We start from the raw sequence: 21239 nt of genomic DNA, 5'->3' as shown, positions 1-21239 counted from the left end.
AGAATGTTTTAAAAAAATAATAATAGAGAAAATGGGAATGTTTAAATGAAAAATCAATTTTATGGATTGAAAAACGGGAATAAATTATTCATCAATTTTTTTTGAACCTAAATTTATCCTTAATAAAATGATTAAAATACCTTCCTTTAGAGCCTGCCGCCCTAAACATTTTATAAACATCTTTCGGCACATTTTTATAATGGTAAATCAATCCCGTTACAAAAGTGATGGTCAATGTATGCGATTTCTCATCGTACATAAAATGATTGATAACTGAGGAGGGCATATTTTGTTTTTTGAAAAACATTATCCTCTTAAAATGGTTTTAGAATTTTGCTTTAATCATTAGTTAATTTTTATATTCGCAAAAGCTCTAAAAACACTATAAATTGAATAAAATAATCTACATAGTTGAAGATAATGATGACATCAGGGAACTGGTAGAATACCTGCTTGAAATAGAAGGCTACAAAGTTTCGGGTTTTCCAAATGCAACAACTTTTAATGCTGAGATTAAAAACTCTACTCCAGATGCCGTGGTGCTAGATATCATGCTTCCAGACGGTAATGGGATTGATATTTGCAATAAGTTAAAATCAACAATTGCCACAGAAAACATTCCTGTTTTATTAATGTCTGCAAATACAAATATTGCCATAATAAGTAGCCAAAGCAAAGCGGATGACTTTATAAGTAAACCATTCGATATTGATGATTTAGTAAGTAGAGTGAGAAAACTGCTAAACTAATAATTACAATTTCCCTTTTTTTGCACCTTCCTTGGTTTCACTTGGGTCTACCCCAGCTTGACCATATTTAGGTGATGCACCTTTGCCATTTTGATCGAAACTTGCTTTTCCTTTGGCATCACCAGATGATTTTGGATTTTCGTGTTTAGTTTTTTTCTCGTTTTTCATAATATTGATTTTTAATTTTTAAACCACCTAAGAAACCTAAGCAAACCTTAGATTGTTCGGTTTTGCCGTTTACCTTTATGCCTTCAACCTTCCGCCTTAAATCGTAATTCGTCCTCCTGTAACTGGAATCGTTGCTCCAGAGATATAACTAGCTTCATCAGATGCCAAAAAAACGTAAGCTGGGGCCACTTCAACTGGCTGTCCGGGTCTTCCCATTGGCGTGTCCTTACCAAAGTTTTCAGGGTCTGGCATAGTAGATGGAATTAAGGGTGTCCAAATGGGGCCTGGTGCTACTGCGTTAACCCTAATTCCTTTTCCCGCGGTTAATAAAATCTGACTTAAATTAGCCGTAAAATTCTGTATGGCACCTTTTGTTGCAGCATAAGGCAATAAAACAGGAGTAGGGCTATAAGCATTTACAGATGTGGTATTGATAATGCTACTTCCTTTTTTCATAAAGGGTTCCGCTGCTTTACTTAAATAAAACATTGGATGGATGTTGGTGTCAAATGTTCTAATCCATTCCTCTGTCGGAATTTCAAGTAAAGTTTCTCTTGCCATTTGAAACGCTGCATTATTAACCAGAATATCAATCTGGCCAAATTCCTTCACAGCTTTCTCTATGATTTTTTTGCAATGACTCTCTTTTCTAATATCACCTTTAACCAGTACAGCTTTTTGTCCTGCTTCCGTTACATATTTAGCAGAATCTTCTGCATCCTTAGTTTCTTCATCACCTAAATAGCTAATTAAAACATCAGCACCTTCTCTAGCAAAGGCTATGGCAACTGCTTTTCCTATTCCAGAATCGCCACCAGTAATGATTGCTTTTTTGCCTTTTAACTTTCCAGAACCTTTATAAGATGTTTCACCATGATCTGCCAAAGGTTTCAAATCGGCCTCTGTCCCAGGCGGATTTTGACTCTGCTTGGGAAATGGTGGTACAGGATATTTTGTATCAGGTTTTTTAGGGGGTTCTTGTTTTTTAATCTTTCCCATAGGTTTAGGTTTTTCTAAAAAACACCTCCGAAGAAAAAATGTTTGTCATATTTTCTACCTAATGAACTAATGATGCTAGTGAACCTATGAACTAAAAGTTAAACATTTTAAAACCACAATTGTTAACAGCTTGAACCATATATCTACATTAAGATGAGTTTAACAGCCTATAAAAAGAAAAGAAGTTTTACCAAAACCACTGAGCCAAAAGGTGGTAAGGGGACAGGAAAGGAACTTCGTTTTGTTATTCAGAAACATGCCGCATCGCACCTGCATTACGATTTTAGATTAGAAATGGGGGGGGTGTTAAAAAGTTGGGCGGTTCCCAAAGGCCCATCAACAGACCCAAAAGTTAAACGATTGGCAATGATGGTAGAAGATCATCCTTATGATTATAGAACGTTTGAAGGGATTATCCCGCAAGGAGAATATGGTGGTGGAACAGTTATAGTATGGGATGAAGGAACTTATACAACTATTGAAGAAATTGATGGTATTGCTGCGCAAGAAAAATATTTATTGGCAGAACTAAAAAAGGGCTCTGTTAAAATGGTTTTGAAAGGTAAGAAGCTAAAAGGCGAATTTGCCTTAGTGAAAACTCACGGAATGGCAGAAAACTCTTGGTTGCTCATTAAGCATAAAGATAAATATGCTTCTGAAGAGGATATTACCAAAAAGGACAAATCAGTAATCTCTAAAAAAACACTCGAACAAGTAGAAAAAACATCAGACAGTATTTACGAAGAAAACAATAAAAAGTCGACTGTTAAAAAAGGCCCAATCAAAAAGGTTGAAAAAGTAGTGAAGGAAAAAAAAACTTCAAAAAAAGCACCACTAAAAAGTGAAAAAGCTATAGTGGCAAATGCCGAAAAATCTCCGTTTTACACAAAGATAGAACCAATGCTTGCCACTTTGGTAGATAAACCAATTGATGATGATAATTGGCTATATGAAATAAAATGGGACGGCTATCGTGCAGTTGCTTTTATGGATAAAAATCAAGTAGAAATAAAATCCCGTAACGATAAGTCTTTTAACGAAAAGTTCTATCCAGTTTACAATGAATTAAAAAAGTGGAACATCAACGCTGTTGTAGATGGAGAGGTAGTGGTAGTAAATGAAAAAGGAATGGCAAATTTTGGGGCTTTGCAAAACTGGCGTAGCGAGGCAGATGGCGATTTAATTTATTATGTTTTCGATGTCTTGTGGTACAATGGCTATGATTTAAAAGGTTTGCCACTTACAGAAAGAAGAGCCATTTTGAAACAAATCATTCCAGATGATTCATTGATACAATTAAGCAAGAGTTTTGATACTTCTGGCACTGAATTTTTAGCTGCTGCTAAAAAGATGGGTTTAGAAGGTATCATGGCTAAACGAAAAGATAGCGTTTACGACGTAGGTCGTAGAACAGGCAATTGGCTAAAAATAAAATCGAACAAAAGACAAGAAGTTGTAATTGGTGGTTTCACTAAAAATGATGATACGAGCAAACCCTTTAGTGCGCTATTAGTTGGCGTATTTGAAAAGGATAAATTTGTTTATACTGGTAAAATTGGTACAGGTTTTAACATCAAAACGCAAAAGGAGATGCTTAAATTATTCGGGCCATTAATTACTGATAAACCTCAATTTAGTGAAGAGCCAGATATTAATAAGCCAAGCAGGTTTAGGCCAAACCCGCCACGGGCAAAAGCAACCTGGTTAAAGCCAGAATTAATTTGTGAGGTTAGTTTTACTGAAATGACAACAGACGGTGTCATGCGCCACCCATCATTTGAAGGGATGCGTGAAGATAAAAAAGCAAAGGAGGTAGTTTTGGAAAGAGAAGCAAATACAGAAGATGTGGTAAAAGAAACAGCCGTTGATAAATATTTGACGCCACCAAAAAGTGGTAAAAGAAAGACTTTATTAAACCCGAAAGACGAAACACAGGTTAGAAAGGTAAATGGACACGATTTAAAGTTTACTAACCTTAGTAAGGTTTATTGGCCAATAGAAAAGATAACAAAACGAGACCTAATCAATTACTATTATCAGGTTGCGCCCTACATGTTGCCTTATCTTAAAAATCGTCCACAATCATTAAACCGCCACCCAGGAGGCATAAATGGGCCAAGTTTTTACCAAAAAGATGTAACTGGTAAAGTGCCAGATTGGATGGATACTTATTTGTACCATAGTAGCGATAGTCCAGAGGATAAACATTTCCTCTTGGGCAACAATGAAGCTACCTTACTTTATATGGCAGGCTTGGGCTGCATAGAGATTAATCCCTGGAGTAGCACCACTAAAAAACCAGACCATCCTACTTGGTGTATCATAGATTTAGATCCTGATAAAAATTCATTTGAGCAAGTTATTGAAGCCGCCCAAGTAACTAAACAGATTTTAGACGATATGGGTGTGCCATGTTATTGCAAAACAAGCGGTTCAACTGGCCTACACATTTACATCCCGCTAGGTGCAAAATATACGTATGAACAGTCAAAAGAGTTTGCCAGAATTGTAGTAACCCTCGTAAATAGAGAGTTGCCAAAATATACCAGTTTAGAACGTACGGTTGCCGATAGGAAAGGGAAAATGTATTTGGATTTTTTACAAAATAGGGCACAAGCAACTATTGCCGCTCCTTATTCTGTCAGGCCAAAACCTGGTGCAACCGTATCCATGCCTCTGGCTTGGGATGAGGTGAAGAAGGGATTAAAAATGAAAGATTTTACAATTTTTAATGCTGTAGAGCGCATTGAAAGTTTAGGTGATATCTTTAAACCAGTGTTAGAAAAAGGCATCGATTTAAAGAAAATTATCAAGGCAATTACCAATAAAGAATAATAAGCTAATAATCTACAGTTCTTGGAAGTTTTTTTACTACATAGGTATATAGAAAACATAGCTTAGGTTTGTTTAAGCTTGGTTCAATTTGTCTTTGCGGTTAGTTTGGTTTTTACCACATAGGTACATAGAAAACATAGTTTAGGTTTTGTTTAAATTTGTGCACAAGATGTTTAGTGTCTGCATTTCCATCTTATTTCTCCCCTCTTATATTTCCCATTCTCCCTGTCTATTTCCTATTCCCCATCTTCCATCTTCCATTTTTCCCCTCCTTAAGCTCTCTTTTTATTCCCGCCTAAACTTTGCATTAACTGGTCATATAAATTGTCGCTAGTTGCTTTTTGAGGTTTTAATTTTTTAACCACTGCGTGTTTGCCTTTTGCTTTAGCTTTAATGATTTTTAGTAACTCATCGCTATAGGTATCCTTAAAAGCTGCAATGTCAAAATCAGAACTATATTGTTTAATTAAAGCTAAGCCAACCTCCATCTCTTTTTTTGAAATGGCTTTATCGTCAACTTTTTTAATTTCATCCATCGTTCTAATCTCTTGCTGAAACCTGATTTTTGTAATCACAATTACGCCATCCATTGGGTGAATTACGCATAAGTTTTCCGTGCTACGCAGAACAAAACGCCCAACCCCAGCTTTTTTAGATTTTTCTAATGCCTTTAAAAGTAGGGCATAAGCTTTAGCTCCCTGTTTTTCTGGTTCAGTGTAATAAGAAGTTTCATAATAAATAGGGTTAATATCTTGAATGTCTACAAAGTTTTCTAGTTCAATTACCTTGTTTTTTTCTGGAGCCGCTTCTTCAAAATCATGCTCATCTAAAATTACATATTTATCCTTTAAGAAATAGCCCTTCACTATTTTTTCGTAGGGAACTTCCTTTCTTGTATCTTCATTAATGCGTTGAAACTTGATTTTAGCATGGTCTCGTTCATCTAGCATATCTAAATCTAAATTGCTGTTTTGCACACCAGAATATAACTTAACAGGAATATTAACTAATCCAAAGCCAATAGCACCTTTCCAAATCGATCTCATATCAAATCATTTTTTAATAATAACAAGGTTGAAGATTGTATTGTTTGAAATGTATTTGCGGCTATTGTTATCTTATAAAAACATATTTTATTAGCTTTATTCCATCCAAATTGTAAAAAATACCCTTGTTATGAACAAAAAACCTAAACTCACACTAGTCCTCCTAAGTTTCATTCTTCTATCAGCCTGTGCTGTTCGTAAAAATGAATCAGCAGTTCCCGGCAAAGAAGCTGTAAAAACAGCCATGCAAAATGTTTTCAAATGGCAGGTTGCACATCCTGTTGTGGGTAATGCTAGAAATGGAGATGATTGGGCAAGAAGTGTTTTTTATTCGGGCATTATGCGTGCCTATGACCAAACAAAGGATAAATCGTATCTAAATGAGGCTGTTCGTTGGGCCGAAGCTTTAAATTACAAATTAGCTAATCGTTTGCGCCATGCAGACGACCATACTCGTGGACAAGCTTACTTAGAGATTTACAATATCAAAAAAGACCCAAATATGATAGCCGGCACAAAGTCTGTTTACGATTCTTTGTTAAAAACACCCAAGGCTGGAAGGGTAGAGTGGTGGTGGTGCGATGCCTTGTTTATGTCGCCGCCTGTTTTAGTGCGTTTAGCAGAAATTACTGGCGAGCAGAAGTATAATGATTTCATGAGCAAAATGTGGTGGGATACCACAGACTTTTTATTCGATAAGGAAGAGAACCTTTTTTATAGAGATAAGAGTTTCTTTGAGCGCAAATCTCCCAATGGGAAGAAAATATTTTGGTCGAGAGGAAATGGTTGGGTTATGGGGGGCTTAGTTCAAGTTTTAGAACACTTGCCTAAAAGCCACCCAGATTACAAGCGTTTTGAGGAGCTGTATTTAAAGATGTCGAAAAAAGTAGCTTCAATACAACAGGAAGATGGGTTATGGAGACCAAATCTGGTTGATCCGTTAGAATACACCAACAAGGAAACAAGTGGTTCTAGCTTCTTCGTATTTGCTTTGGCTTGGGGTATTAATAATGGTTATTTAGATAAAACAACTTATTTGCCTCAAGTATTAAAAGGATGGAAGGCACTTAATGAACAGGTTAATTCGGAAGGAAAATTAACTTGGGTACAACAAATTGGTGCAAAACCCGAATTGGTAAAAAGTGAAGATAACCAAGAATATGGTTCAGGTGCCTTTTTAATGGCAGGCACAGAATTATTGAAAATGAAATAACATGTTCATCTTGTGGGAACTCACGTTTATTTTATCCCATTTGGAAAATTCTTTTTCATTAATTCTTTAAATTTTTGAGACTTCCTTAGGTTAATCAAGTTTGCGTCTGCATAGGTTTGACTGGGGTCGTCGAAGCCATTATCTATTGCCAATGAAAAATATTTTAGGGCATTAGGAATATCATTGCCTAAAGAATAAATGCTGGCAAGTAAGTAATAGGTATCAAAGTTAGACGGATACTTATTAATAGCCATATTTGAATAAATTATAGCTTTTTTATAATCCTTAAGAAATATGCTAGACTTAATTGCCTGATGATAGATTTTTATGAGTTTAGAATTGCTTACAGCTATACCTTTCTCATAAAAGTCTAGCGCTTTGGCATATTGCTTATTCGCAAAAAAGATGTCTCCTAAATGGAGGTAATACCGATCGTTGCTAATTTTTGGAGAAAGTGAATCGGTATAAAATTTATAAGATTCCAATAAGATTAAAGGATTTTCTCTGATTGCTTTATTTAACATTGGATAGGACTCATAGACATTCATTTCTGCGGCTTTTATGCAGAAAGCATAGCCTTTTATAAAGTTACCTAATTCTATGTTTGTATTGGCAATGGCTATATAAACCTCATCTAAATTCGAATTGTATTTTAGTGCTTTTGTGTAAAGTTTTAAAGCCTCGGCTTTGTCGCCATTGTCATTATAATATTCGGCCAGTCTTAAATATGGATAGTTGCTATTATTATTAGATTTAATGTATTCTTGGTAATAAGAAATGGCATCACTCCTTTTTGCTAATGCATGGTACGTATCTGATAAATTAATCCAAGTCTCCTCTTCCTGTGGGTTAATGGTTATGGCTTTTTTATATATTAGTAATGCCTCTTCATATTTATGTTGATTGTACAATAAATTGCCTGCATTATTATAGTAAATTGTTTCTGTTGTATCTAAACTAAATGCTTTTTTATAAAATTTAATAGCCTCATCATAATTATATAAAGATTGATAACATCTGCCGATTTCGTTATAAGCATCTCCGCTTTTAGGGTCTAAAGCAGATGACTTCATTGCAAATGTTAACGCGTCTTTGGCTAATCCTTTCTCAATTAATACCTTAGATGCGTTTAGGTACGGTAAGGACTGTAGGCTATCAAGAGCAATTGCTTTGTTATAAAGTTCTAGCGCCCTATCAAGTTCTCCCTTTTTTTCATAAACGGTGCCCATCACATTGTATATTCCACCAAAATTTGGGTTAATTGAAATGCCTTCTTCACAATTTTTTAAGGCTTTGTCATATTGTTTTAATGTGTTATAATCAATAGCTAGATTATTGTAGGGAAATAGCCATTTAGGGGCAAGTTCTTTTGCTTTTTCGCAATAATAGATAGCGGAGTCAGTCATTCCTGCATCTGAAAATCTCAATCCAATCCTATTGTAAATGTAGGCAGCATCCTCTTCTAGTTTTAATGCGGATTTAAGTATTTTAATGGCTTGTAAATCATCATCAACTTGAAGGGAATTGAAAAATAATGCTCTTGCGTTTATGTAATCATGTAAAATATGATTCTTTTCAACCATTGTGCTCGCGAAAATGATTTCCTTTATGGTTCTTAAATCTTTAACTGTGAATAAATCTGGTATACCTTTAATATAATCATCCAATTTATTTTGAGATCTTTTTTGCAGTGCAGCAAAAAAAGAGGATTTTAATGAAGGCCGAATTGCAATAGCACTAGGATCGTTTAATAATCTGTTATAAATATGAAGTGCCGAATTAACAGTGTCAGTTTCCTTTTCTCCCCATAACAACCATCCTTTTTTAACGAATTCGTTGTATTTGGCATAAGCATCAGCTACTGCTGGAGTAATTTCATCTGCAAAACCTTTTTTGGTATTTGCAGCAATCATTTGCCCAGCGGGGATAATCAGTTCATCTTTTTTTGCATCTGCCAATAAAATATTGTCAAAGGTAAATAGTTGTCTTTTTGCATCTCCATCAATCTTAGGGTTTTGGCTATTAGCCGTTTCATCACCAACTTTGAGCGGTAGGTAAAGTGCAAGCTCGCCAGCGGTAATCACATTATCAGTATTTCTGTTCGCTAAACCTTGTATGCCTTTCATGAAATAGTAAGAAAAAACACCCCTTCCACCTCCCCATTTAGGGTTTTCTAAAGAAAGCTCTCCTTCTTGTGCAGACAGTATTTTGGTGATTTGCCCACTCCATTCCTTGCCTAGTGCTTGCATGGTCATTTTTATACCTTCCATTCCGCCTGCTAGCTTGCCAGATTTACAGGCATCAACAATTAATAAAACTTCTTTCGCTTTATTGTTGGCAATATAAGTTTCTAGGTAATCTTGCAAAAATTTAATGCTTACCGTTCCTTTAGTCATATAGGCAGCAGTTGGTGCATCATAAGCTAACAAAAAACCATTTTGATGAATCGTTTCTTCTCTACATCTCCATGGCCAGAGAAGTAGAAGATTACCTTGTCATTTTCCTTAACGCTTTCTGCCAACCATTCTAGAGTGCCATAGATTTCGCCCGAGATGGCATCTTTATTAAGTAACATCTTGATGTTCTCTGCAGGTACATTAACTTGCGGTGTCCTCAAGTATTTGTAAAATGCCTCAGCATCTTTATGGGCATAACTTAATTTTGAAATGTTTTGATATTCAGATATCCCTACCACAACCGCCCAAGTTTTACCTGTAGGGCCATCTTTTTCCTTGTTGGTTACGATTATACCTTTTTCTCCTTGCGCCAAGCAAAGCTGAGCAGACAAAATTATGCTAGCGAAAATGTAAAACCACTTTTTCATTGGTAATGGGATTGATTGAAACGAAAAAAACGATTTTTAAAATTAACCAATGCCATTGATATTGTATATACTTAAAAGTTGGTATTTTGAAAGGTTTTCAAGATGAAAATCGATGATTTTAAATTATTTAATGATAGTCTATTTACCTTTCTAGGTTTAAGAATAAACAAACAATTTTATCCTCAAATCGTTAATTTCGTAGACCTATAACGATGAAACGGAAACCTTATCCCGCAGAGCAAGACAAAATTCAAGTTCCCAAATTTGAGGAAAGTGCAGGTTATTACACCACCAAGCAGCGAAGTAAGATCATGTCTAAAATAAGGGGTAAAAACAGTAAGCCAGAAATGTTGTTGCGTAGGGCCCTTTGGTCAAATAACATTCGCTTTCGCATACATAGGAAAGATTTGCCAGGTAAGCCAGATTTAGTGATTGATAAATATAAGCTCGCAATTTTTGTAGATGGCGATTTTTGGCATGGTTACCAATGGGATGAAAATAGGCATAAAAATAACCGAACATTTTGGATCCCAAAAATTAAGCGAAACATACAACGTGACCAGTTTGTGAATGAAAGTTTAAAGGAAATGGGCTATACAGTAATGCGTTTTTGGGAAAACGAAGTGAGGCAGAACTTAAAAGCCTGTGTAAACCAAGTTAAGCTTTACATAGAAGCGGCTAGGGAAATAGAAGTGCCGGCGAAAGAATAAGTGGGATGGGAGATGGAAGATGGGAAATGGAATATGGAATGGCTGTACCAATGAACCAATGACACCAATGAACCAATTAGACTAACATTCCTTTTCTAGAGATTACAAATCCACCGATGATCCCTACTACTAAAATGATTGCCCAGTTATAATCATCTAAAGGCAAGTTCATTGGAGGGGTTGTGCAATTATTATTTGCATTCTCATATAAGTAAACCACTCCCCAATTATTGCCAATTACTTCACACTTGTCTTGATTGTTAGATCGCTTCTGGATTTTTGAATCTAAAATGCCACAATTTGTATCGCCATCCCACCATCTAATGGTAATTGGGCTGGTGTTATAATAGGTTGGATATCCAGTAGCGTTTACACCGCCTGTTGCATTTGGAAAAATTTGATTTCCTAGGTTACACCCTGTTGATGCCTTAGCCATGAATACGCTAATTAAAACTAGGATTACAGCAACTATGTATTTAAAATATTTTTTCATTCTGAGTCTTGTTCTTCAAGCCTCATTAGTCAATGGTTATGCCATCCACCACTTCTTACTCCTTATGGGAATGTAACGTTCTTTTAAATAGCCTTGTTAATGTTTAAACATATATATAAGTTAAAATATGACCATATAGTGTCTTAATTAAGGTTTTTTATATAAATCCATAATTTAAGAATTGTAGAAAAGTGGGGAATTATTTACCTAACAATTTCCCACTTATACGGTAATTGGGGAAATTATCCCTCGTTTCTTAATATCTTTAATGGTGGTTGGTTCAGTATATTTCGGGTGCTTAATACACCTGTTATCACAACTAATCCAACAACAATTGAAAATAGCACAAGTATAGGGACTAGTGGTGGCGTAAATGTAGCATCAAAACTATATTTAGCCAACAACCAACTTCCACTTATGGATAATATCAATCCTGCACCTGCAGCTAAAACACCTAAAAAGAAATATTCAATCGCATTGATGATTAAAACCTGTTTGCCACTTGCGCCTAATGTTCTCAGTAAAATGCTTTCTTTGATTCGTTGGTTTTTACTGGTAAGCACAGCTGATAATAAAACAATCCATCCCGTGGCCATGCTAAAACCTGCCATGAACCTAATTACGAAACCAATTTTACTCAACAGCTCATCTATTAACTCTAAAACCAAGTCTAAATCTATTACAGAAACGTTAGGGAATTTTCTAACAACTGCTCCTTGATATTTCGCCGAGACCTCTTTAGACGGAATCCTTGTCATTAATACGTGAAACTGAGGTGCATCTTCTAATACACCAGTCGGAAAAACAACCCTGAAATTAGTTTGCATCCTTCCCCAATTCACTTCTCTAAAGCTGCCAACAGCTGTTGTAATAAGCGTTCCCTGTACATTGAAAACAATCTTATCTTTCAGTTTTACCTTCAACCTTTTGGCGTAACCTTGCTCTAACGAAATGTAGATAGGGGCAGTGTCAGATTCCACCTTTCCAATCCATTCTCCATCGGTAATTTTTTCTGCAGCAGTTAGGCTATCCTGATAAGTTGCCCTAATTTCTCCCCTAAATGCATTGGCATTGCTAGTGTCTTTTGCTAATGTTTTGCCATTAATTTGTTCAATTCGCATCGTAATCACGGGCACTTGATTCATTAAAGGCAGTTTGTAAGACTTTGTTAATTTATTCAAATCATCTTTCTGTGTATTCTGAATGTCGAACAAAATGGTGTTAGGTTGATTGGCACTCGAAGAAAGTGTTACGCGATTAATCAATATCGCTTGTACAAAAAACAAGGTGCAAATAAACGCTGTAGATAGTCCGATGGAAACCGTAAGCATTAAGGTCTGGTTATTTGGTCTGTACAAATTAGCAAAACCTTGTCGCCATAAATAACTCCATGAAAGCGGTAAAAACTTCTTGGCCAAAAACATCAATCCCTTAGAAAAAGCCATTAGCAATAAAAAGGCAATCAGTATAGCGATGGTAAAAGCTATGCTCTGTGCCATTGATTTCATTTGTAAATAGGTAAAGCCAAATACAAAAAGAATCATCAATACATAAACCAACCATTTTAGCGGATCTCTTTTCGCTGTTGCACTTTCAAATGAAGCACGAATAGCATTTAGTGGCGATATTTTCCTAACTGCCAATAAAGAAGGCAATGCAAATAAGATAGAAATCAACAAACCTAAAGCCACCCCCTGTGCAACTGCCAACCAAGAAATTTGCATACTGATTTCAATGGGCAGAAAATCTTTAAGTACAACAGGCAGTAAAAACTGTATTGCAGTGCCTAATGCAGCTCCTAAAACGGCACCAATTAGACCTATGCATGAAATCTGTATCAAGTAAATTAAAAAGGCTGCTCTTGCTTTTAAACCCAAACAGCGTAAAGTGGCAATGGTACTTAGTTTTTCTTGAATGTAAACGTGAATGGCACTACCTACACCAATACAACCTAACAACAAGGCAATAAATCCTGCCAAAGCCAAAAAGCGGCTCATGTCTCTAAAAGACCTGCCAGTACTTTCTTTTTTGGAGGCTACGGTTTCAATATCCAATCCTTCTTTTTCAAAAGGAGCTTCAATTTTCTTTAGTGTTTTTTCTAGTTCACTATCGTTTAAATATTGATAATAAAAACGATAGGTAATTCTACTTCCAATTTGAGTTAAACCAGTTTTTTCTAGATAAATTAAGGGAATAAATACAGTAGGGGCAATGGTGGCTTGGATGCCTGTTTGTCCGGGTGCTTTATTTAGTATGCCCGCAATCTTAAAATTTAATGCGCCAACTTTAACAGAATCGCCAACCTTGGCGTTAAATTGCAACATCAAGGTCTGGTCTACTAGTGCATTTCTGCCACTTTGAAATTGTGTGGCTGCTGCGGCTGGGCTAGTTTCTATCTTCCCATAAAATGGATATTTACCTTGCAAAGCTTTAATTTGTACCAATCTGCTCCCTTCTCCCTTGATGAAATAAAGCATCGAGGCAAAAATTCTCTCCTCAGCTCTGTCATCGCCCAATTGGGCTAACATCTTTTGTCTGGCTTTTTCTAATGGTCGCCTGCTTTCTACAATTAAATCGGCCCCAGCCAATTCTTTGGCCTGTGAGTCTATATCGCGTTGCAAATTATCCTTAAAAGAATAAACGGCCACTAAAGCGGCAATGCCCAATACAATGGAAGAGATAAAAAGGAATAAACGAGAGCGATTTTTACGGCTATCTCGCCAGGCCATCTTAAAAAGCCATGCAACGCTAATGGGTTGGTTAAATGCAGACTTAGACATATTTCGGACTTTCATCGGCAATGATGATACCGCCTTTAATTTTAATAATTCGGTTGGTTCTAGCTGCTAATTCTAAATCGTGGGTTACAATTACGAGCGTTGTTCCGGCATCTTTGTTTAAATCGAACAACAGTTTAATTACCTTCTCGCTCGTTTCCGCATCTAAATTACCTGTTGGTTCATCAGCAAAAAGTAAAGCAGGTTGATTAGAAAATGCCCTAGCCAAAGAAACTCGTTGCTGTTCTCCGCCAGACAATTGAACAGGATAATGATGTGAACGATCTGCCAAGCCAACTTTGTCTAATAAGGTCATCGCAGTAGCCTTTATGTTTTTTGCCCCTCTTAATTCTAAAGGAACCATTACGTTTTCTAAAGCTGTTAATGTAGGTAACAATTGAAAATTCTGAAAGATGAAACCCACATATTGATTGCGGACAGCTGCTCTTTGATCTTCATTTAAATTATCTAAAGCGATGTTGTTTAAAGTTACGGAGCCAGAGGTAGCCCTATCTAAGCCAGCGCATAAACCCAGCAAGGTTGTTTTTCCGCTACCTGATGGGCCAGTAATGGCAACTGTATCGCCTTTATTGATAGAGAAATTGATGTTGTCTAAAACAGTTAATTCGTGATTTGCGCTTTGATAAGCCTTGCTCACATTTTTTATCTCGAGAATGGTTTCCAATGATTTCCTATTTTAAGTTTTCGCTATATTTGAATGAAACATTATGCCGCTTGTCCTGTTAAAGATAAAGGCTTTTAAATTATTAGAGGAAGAATTGATAGATATGTTACGAAAACGTTTAATGGGTATAATTGTTTTGGCTTGCGTTGTTGCAGCCTGCGGAAACACAAAGGATGAAAATGAAAAAAGCGAAGCTGCTGCGGTGAAAAATCAGACTGAAACTAAGCTAAGAAATATCTTGTTTTTTGGTACAAGTTTAACTGCCGGATATGGTTTAGACCCTTCAGAAGCTTATCCAACCTTAATCCAACAAAAAATAGACTCGTTAAAACTACCTTATAAAGTAATTAATGCAGGCTTAAGTGGTGAAACGTCTGCAGGTGGTAAAGGTAGGGTAGATTGGCTTTTGAAGCAGAAAATTGATGTTTTTGTATTAGAGCTAGGCGCAAATGATGGATTAAGAGGTATTCCAGTTGCAGAAACCACTAAAAACTTACAATTTATTATAGATCAGGTGAAGAAAAAATATCCAAATGCAAAAATGGTATTAGCAGGAATGCAAATGCCACCAAGTATGGGATTAACTTATACCAATCAATTTAGAGAGGTATTTCCAAAACTAGCTTCCAAAAATGGAATGGTTTTAATTCCTTTTTTACTGGATAAAGTAGGAGGGAATGCCAAATTGAACCAAAAAGATGGCATACACCCAACAGCACAAGGCGCAAAGATTTTAGCAGAAAATGTTTGGGCTAAGTTGGAAGGGGTTTTATAGTTTCACCACCTAAGGCACCTTAGAAAACCTAAGTTGAAAGAACAAGTATATAAGCAGCAAATCAAAAATTAACCAGCTAAGACATCTTAGAAAATCTAAGGATATATGTATCTAAGGTGCGCTCAGGTTTCTTAGGCGGTTTAAAAACCCATCACACTATGATGTGCTTAGATGGTAAAAAAACGCTAAGGTGCGCTCAGGTTTCTTAGGTTGTTAAAAACCCATCACACTAGATGTACTAAGATTTCTTAGATGGTAAAACCCACAGCTAAGGGGCTCTCAGGTTTCTTAGCTGGTTTAAAGTCCAAGGAGAATTACCACCTAAGGCACCTTAGAAAACCTAAGAATAATAGATGGAAAAAGCCAGCAGCAAAAAACATTAACCATATAAGGCATTTAAGATAATATAAGTAGTACTACAAACTTATATGTCCTTATCATCTCTTATATGGTTCAACTACCCTTTGCGTTCTCTGCGCCCTTTGCCCAAAAGGGACTCCTATGGAGCGGTTACCAATCACCTAAGGTGTTCTTAGGTTGCTTAGGTGGTTAAAAAACTTTGTGCTCTCTTCGTTCTTTGCGGTTAAACCAACCACCTAATATGTTCATTGGTTTCTTCAATAAATATTGAGGGAATAAAAAATACATTCTCTCTCATGCAATTCCCCAAATACCAACATCATTTAGTAAATTAGATAAGCCTAAAATTATTCAAATGAAAACTAAATCCTTCCTTCTCCTATCATCATTAACACTAACCACCCTATTTTACAGCTGTAGCCAAAAACCGGAAAAAGAAATTAAAGACCTAATGGTTGAGAAAAGTACCATCTGTTATCAATCTATTAGCGAAAAAGATACTGGATGGTTAAGGATAGATACTTCTAAAAGTCAGATTATTGGTTTGTTAACTTTTAATTATGGCATCGGAAAAAACTACGATGGGCAGTTTAAGGGAAAAATGTATGGAGATACTTTAAAAGGCCACTACGACTTTAAAGTAAACAAAGCTAATAAATGGTACAGAAATCCAGTTGCTTTCCTTAAACGTGATGGAAAATTGACCATGGGCGTTGGTAAGTTCTATATGTATTTTGGCTCAGCCTATTTTGACGATAAAAGAAAGATTGATTACGAGAGAGGAAAGTTTATTTTTGAGGTAGCCGATTGTAAGTAGGTAGTCTTGTTATTCATAGCGCAGCGAAGCAGATTAGAGTTTAGGGGTTTTGTCATCCTGAGCATCGCGAAGGATCTGTTTGACAGGTTTACTTTTTTCTATTCAGTCGCTGTCTAGTCGCAGTCATACCACGAGCTATAGCAACAAGGTACCAGATAGGGACCTAGTAGGCACCTGCTAGGGTACTGCTTCGATAAAAGGCCTAGAAAACACGGCTGATGATGCTAATTTAGCCGATTAAGGTATGTTTTTGCCTAGCAGATCGCTAGAATCGAGGTCTTATGGCGGAAGGGATGGGCTTAGGGGGCGGCAAATCTGTTAAAGGAAAACCAAAAAATAAGAATTTCTAATCTACTAGCGCCTCGGCATTTCTCCGCCATTTGATCGAAACTGGGTCGTGTCTGCATCATAATTGGATGCAGAAGTAGTCGACTTCGCTTCGTCTTTTCTTCGGGTCGGTCCCGAACGTTTCCCGAAGCTTTCCCGAAGCCTTCCCGAAGCAGACTCGAACGCTTCCCGAACAGTTCCCGAAGAAACCTAAATGAATTCCCGAAGGAAACCCGAAAAAATTGCTTGAAAAATGTCCTCGAATGTCCGGAAATATCTAGCTAAATAGGTAGGTTGTTCGAGACTTCTCCCAGTGTTGTTCGAGAAACGTTGCTTTAAAGGCCAATTCTCCGAAGGAATCTGGGAGGAATGTGGGAGAAGGCACGGTAGACTTTGGAGGTTTTTCTCTTTTTTGAATTATCATTTCAGCCTCTTTAAGTACTATTTTTCGTCTGGCTAGCCACAAAAGATTTAGGAAGGGAAGTCTCTACCCTTCAAATGAACAGGTTAAGTCAAGATACACTCGTAATAAATCTTAATCTTTCCTATTTACATTATATAATCATTTAGTAACCATTCCTTGTTCCTCGCACCATGCTTGCATATCCCTTGCATATCTATCCTTGTGTCTCTTAGTCATACTTTAATCGCTAAGAATAGGGTTGGAAGCAAGTATCCTAGGGTAGGACTGGGATAGGAATAGGATAGCAATGGAATAGGAACGAAGGGAAGGGTGGATATAACGTGGACTTAAGGTGGATTTAATGTGGACTAAGTGAAATGAAATTAAGGGGGATGAAACGCTTTGAACAAGCGGGATTGCCAGAATTGCAATGATTAACTAAGATAAGGAAATTTTCAGGCATTGGAGAAGTTATAATTTAAATTTTGGAAATTTAATAATCAGAAATCCTAACGCTTTTGCAAAATGGGTCAACTTGGTTTCAAAAGCAAGCTATTGCAGCACAAACGTTTGATTTATTAAAACATTTGCGCAAAACCCTAAGCAATCTATCAAAAATAATCTCACAAAAACATCTCTAGCAATAAATAAGGACAATTTGCCTAAAAAAATAAATCATTAATAACAGTGTAATGCTTATTAAAACAAATGTTAATCGGATAAACTAAAAAATGCAAACGTTTGTGTTTTATAAAATAGCTATAGCTGGCTTTACATCACTATTTTAGTATGCTAATAGATTGTTATTGTTAGGTAATAACTTTAATCTAAGCACAATTAACCTAGACCAATTAACCACAAATGAAGAAAAACACAATCATCCTACTTATCATTTTATTGTTTTGCTTAAATACGCAAGCGCAACAATTACCAGTAGAACTGCAAACACCAGAAGTAGTTTCAGTGAACAGAATGCCAATGAGGGCATCAGCATTTGCTTATGAAAGCGCAGATTTAGCGACTAAAAGGAACAAAGAAAAGTCAGCATATTTTTTGTCGCTAAATGGAACTTGGAAGTTTAACTGGGTTAAAGACCCACGAAAAAGACCTTTAGATTTTTATAAAACTGATTTCAATGATGCAAGCTGGGATAACTTTAAAGTGCCAGCTAACTGGGAGGTGAATGGTTATGGTTTGCCAATCTATGTAAATCAGCCTTACGAATTTGCTGGGAGAAAAAATACTGGCAATAGAATGAATCCGCCTTTTGATATTCCAGAAGATAATAACCCAGTTGGCTCTTACCGTAGAAAAATTAACATCCCAGAGAACTGGAAAAATAGACAAGTATTTATCAGTTTAGGCGCTGTAAAATCTGCTTTTTACATTTGGGTAAATGGTAAAAAAGTTGGTTACAGTGAGGATAGTAAGCTTGCAGCTGAATTTGATATCACTAAATATGTTAAGACAGGAGAAAATACCATCGCCTTGCAGGTTTACCGTTGGAGTGATGGAAGTTATTTGGAGTGCCAAGACATGTGGCGCATTTCGGGCATAGAAAGAGATGTGTATTTATATTCAACTCCTAAACTAGATATCCGTGATTTTAAAGCGATTGGTACTTTAGACCCTACCTACACAAATGGTTTGCTAAATGTAGATGTAACTGTAGAAAACTATAAAATAGATCAACGTACCAATCACAGCAGGCCAGATAGTTTTTATGTAGCATTAAACTTGGTAGATGCAAAAGGAAATAGCATTTGGAAAGACGCAACAGGCTTGCAAAAGGTTTTAGGTAATTATAAATCTAATCTTTCTTTTAAAACTCAAATCAGTAACGTTAAAAATTGGTCGGCCGAAGTACCTTACTTATATACTTTATACATCACACTTAAAGATAAAAACGAAAATGTAATTGAAGTTATTCCTCAGCGTATCGGTTTCCGTAGTGTAGAAATTAAAGGAAGCGATTTATTGGTTAATGGAAAACGTGTGTTTTTAAAAGGTGTAAATCGCCATGAACATAATGCAACTCAAGGCCATACTCTTGCGCATGAAGACATGAGAAAGGACATGGAAATGATGAAAAAACTGAACGTAAATGCAGTTCGTCATTCTCATTATCCGCCAGATCCTTATTGGATGGAACTTTGTGACGAATATGGTTTGTATGTGATTGATGAGGCCAATATCGAATCTCACGGTCGTTATTATAGTTTAGAAACAACTTTTGGTAACGATAAACAATGGCGTATTCCGCATCTAGAGCGCATAACCAGAATGTATGAAAGAGATAAAAATCATACAGCAGTAATCACTTGGTCGCTAGGGAATGAAGCTGGAAATGGCGTGAATTTCTACGAGGCCTATGAGTGGTTAAAACAAAGAGATTTTCGTCCTGTGCAATACGAAAGGGCAGAAAACGACTTTAATACGGATATGATTGTTCCTCAATATCCTGATCCAAATTGGTTAATCAAGTATTCGAAAGGAAAAAGCGAAAGGCCATTGATCATGAGTGAGTATGCGCACATCATGGGTAACAGTTTAGGTAATTTTAAAGAATATTGGGATGCCATAGAAAATAATCCTAAACTACAAGGTGGTTTTATTTGGGAGTGGATAGACCAAGCCATTGATACCGTAAAAAATGGAAAACGAATTTTAGCTTATGGCGGAGATTTTCCATTAGAAGGTCCAGTTAACGAAGATTTTAGCGATAATAATTTCTGTGTTAAAGGTGTGGTTACTGCTTATCGTGGCTTAACACCTATGGCAATTGAAGCTAAAAAAGTTTATCAATTTATTAAATCTAGTTATTTAGGTAACAAGCAGATTAGTGTTAACAATAGCTATTTCTTCAGGGATATTAGTAATTTCCAATTGAAATGGGAGGTGTTAGAAGATGGCAAAATAATTGAAACAGGTTTGTTAAATGATTTGCCAATCGGACCTCGTGCTACTCAAACATTTACTTTACCTATTAAGACTACTGTAAAAGCTGGAAAAGAATATTTCTTAACCTTAAGGTATTTACTTAAAACCGATGAACCATTTTTAGAAAAAGGTTATGAACTGGCAACAGAACAATTTGTTTATGGTGGTGGCGCTACTCCTTATCAAGCTCAAATACAAAATGGAGATTTAAAGGTTGAAGAAACTGCTGATAAAGTTGTGGTTAAGGGAAAAGATTTTACAGCCAGTTTTGATTTGAAAAAAGGCTTGTTAACAAGTTATGTTTTAAAAGGAGAAGAGTTACTTGCTCAAGGTCCAAAACCTGCATTTTACAGAGCACCAACCGATAATGATATTGGTGCAGGATTAAATAAATCATTGCGCATGTGGCGAAATGTTTATGATGAGAAGAGCACATTGTTATCTCAGAAAGTAGATAAATCAAACCCTAAATCGTTAACTATATTTTTCCGTTCATCTTTATTAAATGGTGATGCCGAAACTGAACAACTATTTACTATTCATGCAGATGGTGCTATAAAAGTTGATAACAAATTAATTGCTGTAAAAGGAAAATACAGAGCATTAATGAGAGTAGGAAATGACTTGCAATTGAACAAACAATTTAACGCCATTAATTTTTATGGTCGTGGACCAGGTGAAAATTATTGGGACCGTAAAACAGCATCATTAATTGGTTTATACAAGAGCAAAGTCGATGAGCAATATTTTCCTTATGCTCGTCCGCAAGAAAGTGGAAATAAAACTGATGTACGTTGGGTTTCTTTCACCAATGCAAAAGGTAAAGGTTTAAAATTTGAATATGCTGATAATCTATTGAGTTTTTCGGCCTTGCCATATACCATTGAAGATTTAGATCCAGAGGCAGAGAAGAAACAATACCACTCAGGCGAATTGGTGCAGAGAGATAAAATTTATGTGCACATGGACTTACAGCAACTTGGCGTTCAAGGTATAGACAGTTGGGGTTCAATGCCATTAAGTGAATATCAAATCCCCTATAAAAATCAACAATACAGTTATTGGATAAAACCAATCAAGTAAAAAGGTGAGCCTTCAGATGTAAATTTGAAGGCTCT

The 21239-nt window shown here is 36.2% G+C and carries 16 protein-coding genes; 7 read left to right on the top strand and 9 right to left on the bottom strand.

Translation table 11 applies throughout. From position 1 onward, the window contains the following. Positions 1–91: 91 nt before the first annotated feature. Positions 92–286 carry a KTSC domain-containing protein gene (locus tag EZ428_RS09910; protein ID WP_131552982.1) on the bottom strand — a complete coding sequence of 65 codons (195 nt, stop codon included), beginning with the start codon at positions 284–286 and terminating at the stop codon, positions 92–94. A 103-nt stretch (positions 287–389) separates the two neighbouring features. On the opposite strand from EZ428_RS09910, the gene EZ428_RS09905 reads away from it, so the two are divergent. Continuing rightward, the gene (locus EZ428_RS09905) at positions 390–749 is read left to right on the top strand and encodes a response regulator transcription factor (RefSeq protein WP_131552981.1); all 360 of its coding nucleotides are present in this window, start codon (positions 390–392) and stop codon (positions 747–749) included. A 3-nt stretch (positions 750–752) separates the two neighbouring features. Here EZ428_RS09905 and EZ428_RS23980 read toward each other — a convergent pair whose 3' ends face one another. Then, on the bottom strand, positions 753–917 hold the full coding sequence (locus tag EZ428_RS23980) for a hypothetical protein (RefSeq protein ID WP_165501748.1): 165 nt from the start codon (positions 915–917) through the stop codon (positions 753–755). Positions 918–1013: 96 nt separating this feature from the next. Next, positions 1014–1916, bottom strand: a complete 903-nt coding sequence (locus EZ428_RS09900) for an SDR family oxidoreductase (protein WP_131552980.1) — start codon at positions 1914–1916, stop codon at positions 1014–1016. Positions 1917–2069: 153 nt separating this feature from the next. Between EZ428_RS09900 and ligD the strand changes: the two genes are divergently transcribed. Beyond that, positions 2070–4751, top strand: a complete 2682-nt coding sequence (ligD, locus tag EZ428_RS09895) for a DNA ligase D (protein WP_131552979.1) — start codon at positions 2070–2072, stop codon at positions 4749–4751. A gap of 272 nt (positions 4752–5023) precedes the next feature. Here ligD and ku read toward each other — a convergent pair whose 3' ends face one another. Then, positions 5024–5797 carry a non-homologous end joining protein Ku gene (gene ku, locus EZ428_RS09890; protein WP_131552978.1) on the bottom strand — a complete coding sequence of 258 codons (774 nt, stop codon included), beginning with the start codon at positions 5795–5797 and terminating at the stop codon, positions 5024–5026. A gap of 130 nt (positions 5798–5927) precedes the next feature. Between ku and EZ428_RS09885 the strand changes: the two genes are divergently transcribed. Next, positions 5928–7010, top strand: a complete 1083-nt coding sequence (locus EZ428_RS09885) for a glycoside hydrolase family 88/105 protein (protein WP_131552977.1) — start codon at positions 5928–5930, stop codon at positions 7008–7010. 26 nt (positions 7011–7036) lie between these two features. On the opposite strand, the gene EZ428_RS09880 is transcribed toward EZ428_RS09885, so the two are convergent. Together EZ428_RS09880 and EZ428_RS09875 are read right to left on the bottom strand one after the other, a co-directional pair. After that, a complete protein-coding gene (locus tag EZ428_RS09880; protein WP_131552976.1) occupies positions 7037–9439 on the bottom strand; it encodes a tetratricopeptide repeat protein in 2403 nt (800 codons plus the stop codon). Further along, complete coding sequence (locus tag EZ428_RS09875) at positions 9433–9834, bottom strand: caspase family protein (RefSeq protein ID WP_131552975.1); 402 nt, start codon at positions 9832–9834, stop codon at positions 9433–9435. The genes EZ428_RS09880 and EZ428_RS09875 overlap by 7 nt, the downstream gene beginning before the upstream one ends. Positions 9835–10046: 212 nt before the next feature. Between EZ428_RS09875 and EZ428_RS09870 the strand changes: the two genes are divergently transcribed. Next, complete coding sequence (locus EZ428_RS09870) at positions 10047–10544, top strand: very short patch repair endonuclease (RefSeq protein WP_131552974.1); 498 nt, start codon at positions 10047–10049, stop codon at positions 10542–10544. A gap of 76 nt (positions 10545–10620) precedes the next feature. On the opposite strand, the gene EZ428_RS09865 is transcribed toward EZ428_RS09870, so the two are convergent. The 3 genes from EZ428_RS09865 to EZ428_RS09855 form a co-directional block, all read right to left on the bottom strand. Further along, complete coding sequence (locus tag EZ428_RS09865) at positions 10621–11037, bottom strand: hypothetical protein (protein WP_131552973.1); 417 nt, start codon at positions 11035–11037, stop codon at positions 10621–10623. Positions 11038–11279: 242 nt separating this feature from the next. After that, on the bottom strand, positions 11280–13817 hold the full coding sequence (locus tag EZ428_RS09860) for an ABC transporter permease (RefSeq protein ID WP_205945659.1): 2538 nt from the start codon (positions 13815–13817) through the stop codon (positions 11280–11282). After that, positions 13810–14499, bottom strand: a complete 690-nt coding sequence (locus EZ428_RS09855) for an ABC transporter ATP-binding protein (RefSeq protein WP_131552972.1) — start codon at positions 14497–14499, stop codon at positions 13810–13812. Before EZ428_RS09855 ends, EZ428_RS09860 begins: the two co-directional genes overlap by 8 nt. Positions 14500–14542: 43 nt before the next feature. Here EZ428_RS09855 and EZ428_RS09850 point away from each other — a divergent pair, with 43 nt between their 5' ends. The 3 genes from EZ428_RS09850 to EZ428_RS09840 all read left to right on the top strand — a co-directional run bounded on the left by EZ428_RS09850 (position 14543) and on the right by EZ428_RS09840 (position 21204). Next, entirely contained in the window at positions 14543–15274 is a 732-nt protein-coding gene (locus tag EZ428_RS09850) for an arylesterase (RefSeq protein ID WP_225871032.1), read from the top strand. Between the two features lie 715 nt (positions 15275–15989). Continuing rightward, a complete protein-coding gene (locus EZ428_RS09845; protein WP_131552971.1) occupies positions 15990–16451 on the top strand; it encodes a hypothetical protein in 462 nt (153 codons plus the stop codon). A gap of 1591 nt (positions 16452–18042) precedes the next feature. Next, the gene (locus EZ428_RS09840; protein WP_131552970.1) at positions 18043–21204 is read left to right on the top strand and encodes a glycoside hydrolase family 2 TIM barrel-domain containing protein; all 3162 of its coding nucleotides are present in this window, start codon (positions 18043–18045) and stop codon (positions 21202–21204) included. The last annotated feature ends 35 nt before the right edge of the window (positions 21205–21239 follow it).

This window comes from Pedobacter frigiditerrae (assembly GCF_004331645.1).
Classification (GTDB): domain Bacteria; phylum Bacteroidota; class Bacteroidia; order Sphingobacteriales; family Sphingobacteriaceae; genus Pedobacter; species Pedobacter frigiditerrae.
The sequence above is the reverse complement of the archived record's forward strand: the minus strand, read 5'-3'. Positions and strand labels throughout refer to the sequence as shown.

Coding starts and splice junctions, on each gene's coding strand:
- EZ428_RS09910 (WP_131552982.1), bottom strand. CDS start 286: ATGCCCTCCTCAGTTATCAATCATTTTATGTACGATGAGAAATCGCAT.
- EZ428_RS23980 (WP_165501748.1), bottom strand. CDS start 917: ATGAAAAACGAGAAAAAAACTAAACACGAAAATCCAAAATCATCTGGT.
- EZ428_RS09900 (WP_131552980.1), bottom strand. CDS start 1,916: ATGGGAAAGATTAAAAAACAAGAACCCCCTAAAAAACCTGATACAAAA.
- ligD (WP_131552979.1), top strand. CDS start 2,070: ATGAGTTTAACAGCCTATAAAAAGAAAAGAAGTTTTACCAAAACCACT.
- ku (WP_131552978.1), bottom strand. CDS start 5,797: ATGAGATCGATTTGGAAAGGTGCTATTGGCTTTGGATTAGTTAATATT.
- EZ428_RS09885 (WP_131552977.1), top strand. CDS start 5,928: ATGAACAAAAAACCTAAACTCACACTAGTCCTCCTAAGTTTCATTCTT.
- EZ428_RS09875 (WP_131552975.1), bottom strand. CDS start 9,834: ATGAAAAAGTGGTTTTACATTTTCGCTAGCATAATTTTGTCTGCTCAG.
- EZ428_RS09870 (WP_131552974.1), top strand. CDS start 10,047: ATGAAACGGAAACCTTATCCCGCAGAGCAAGACAAAATTCAAGTTCCC.
- EZ428_RS09865 (WP_131552973.1), bottom strand. CDS start 11,037: ATGAAAAAATATTTTAAATACATAGTTGCTGTAATCCTAGTTTTAATT.
- EZ428_RS09860 (WP_205945659.1), bottom strand. CDS start 13,817: ATGTCTAAGTCTGCATTTAACCAACCCATTAGCGTTGCATGGCTTTTT.
- EZ428_RS09850 (WP_225871032.1), top strand. CDS start 14,543: ATGCCGCTTGTCCTGTTAAAGATAAAGGCTTTTAAATTATTAGAGGAA.
- EZ428_RS09845 (WP_131552971.1), top strand. CDS start 15,990: ATGAAAACTAAATCCTTCCTTCTCCTATCATCATTAACACTAACCACC.
- EZ428_RS09840 (WP_131552970.1), top strand. CDS start 18,043: ATGAAGAAAAACACAATCATCCTACTTATCATTTTATTGTTTTGCTTA.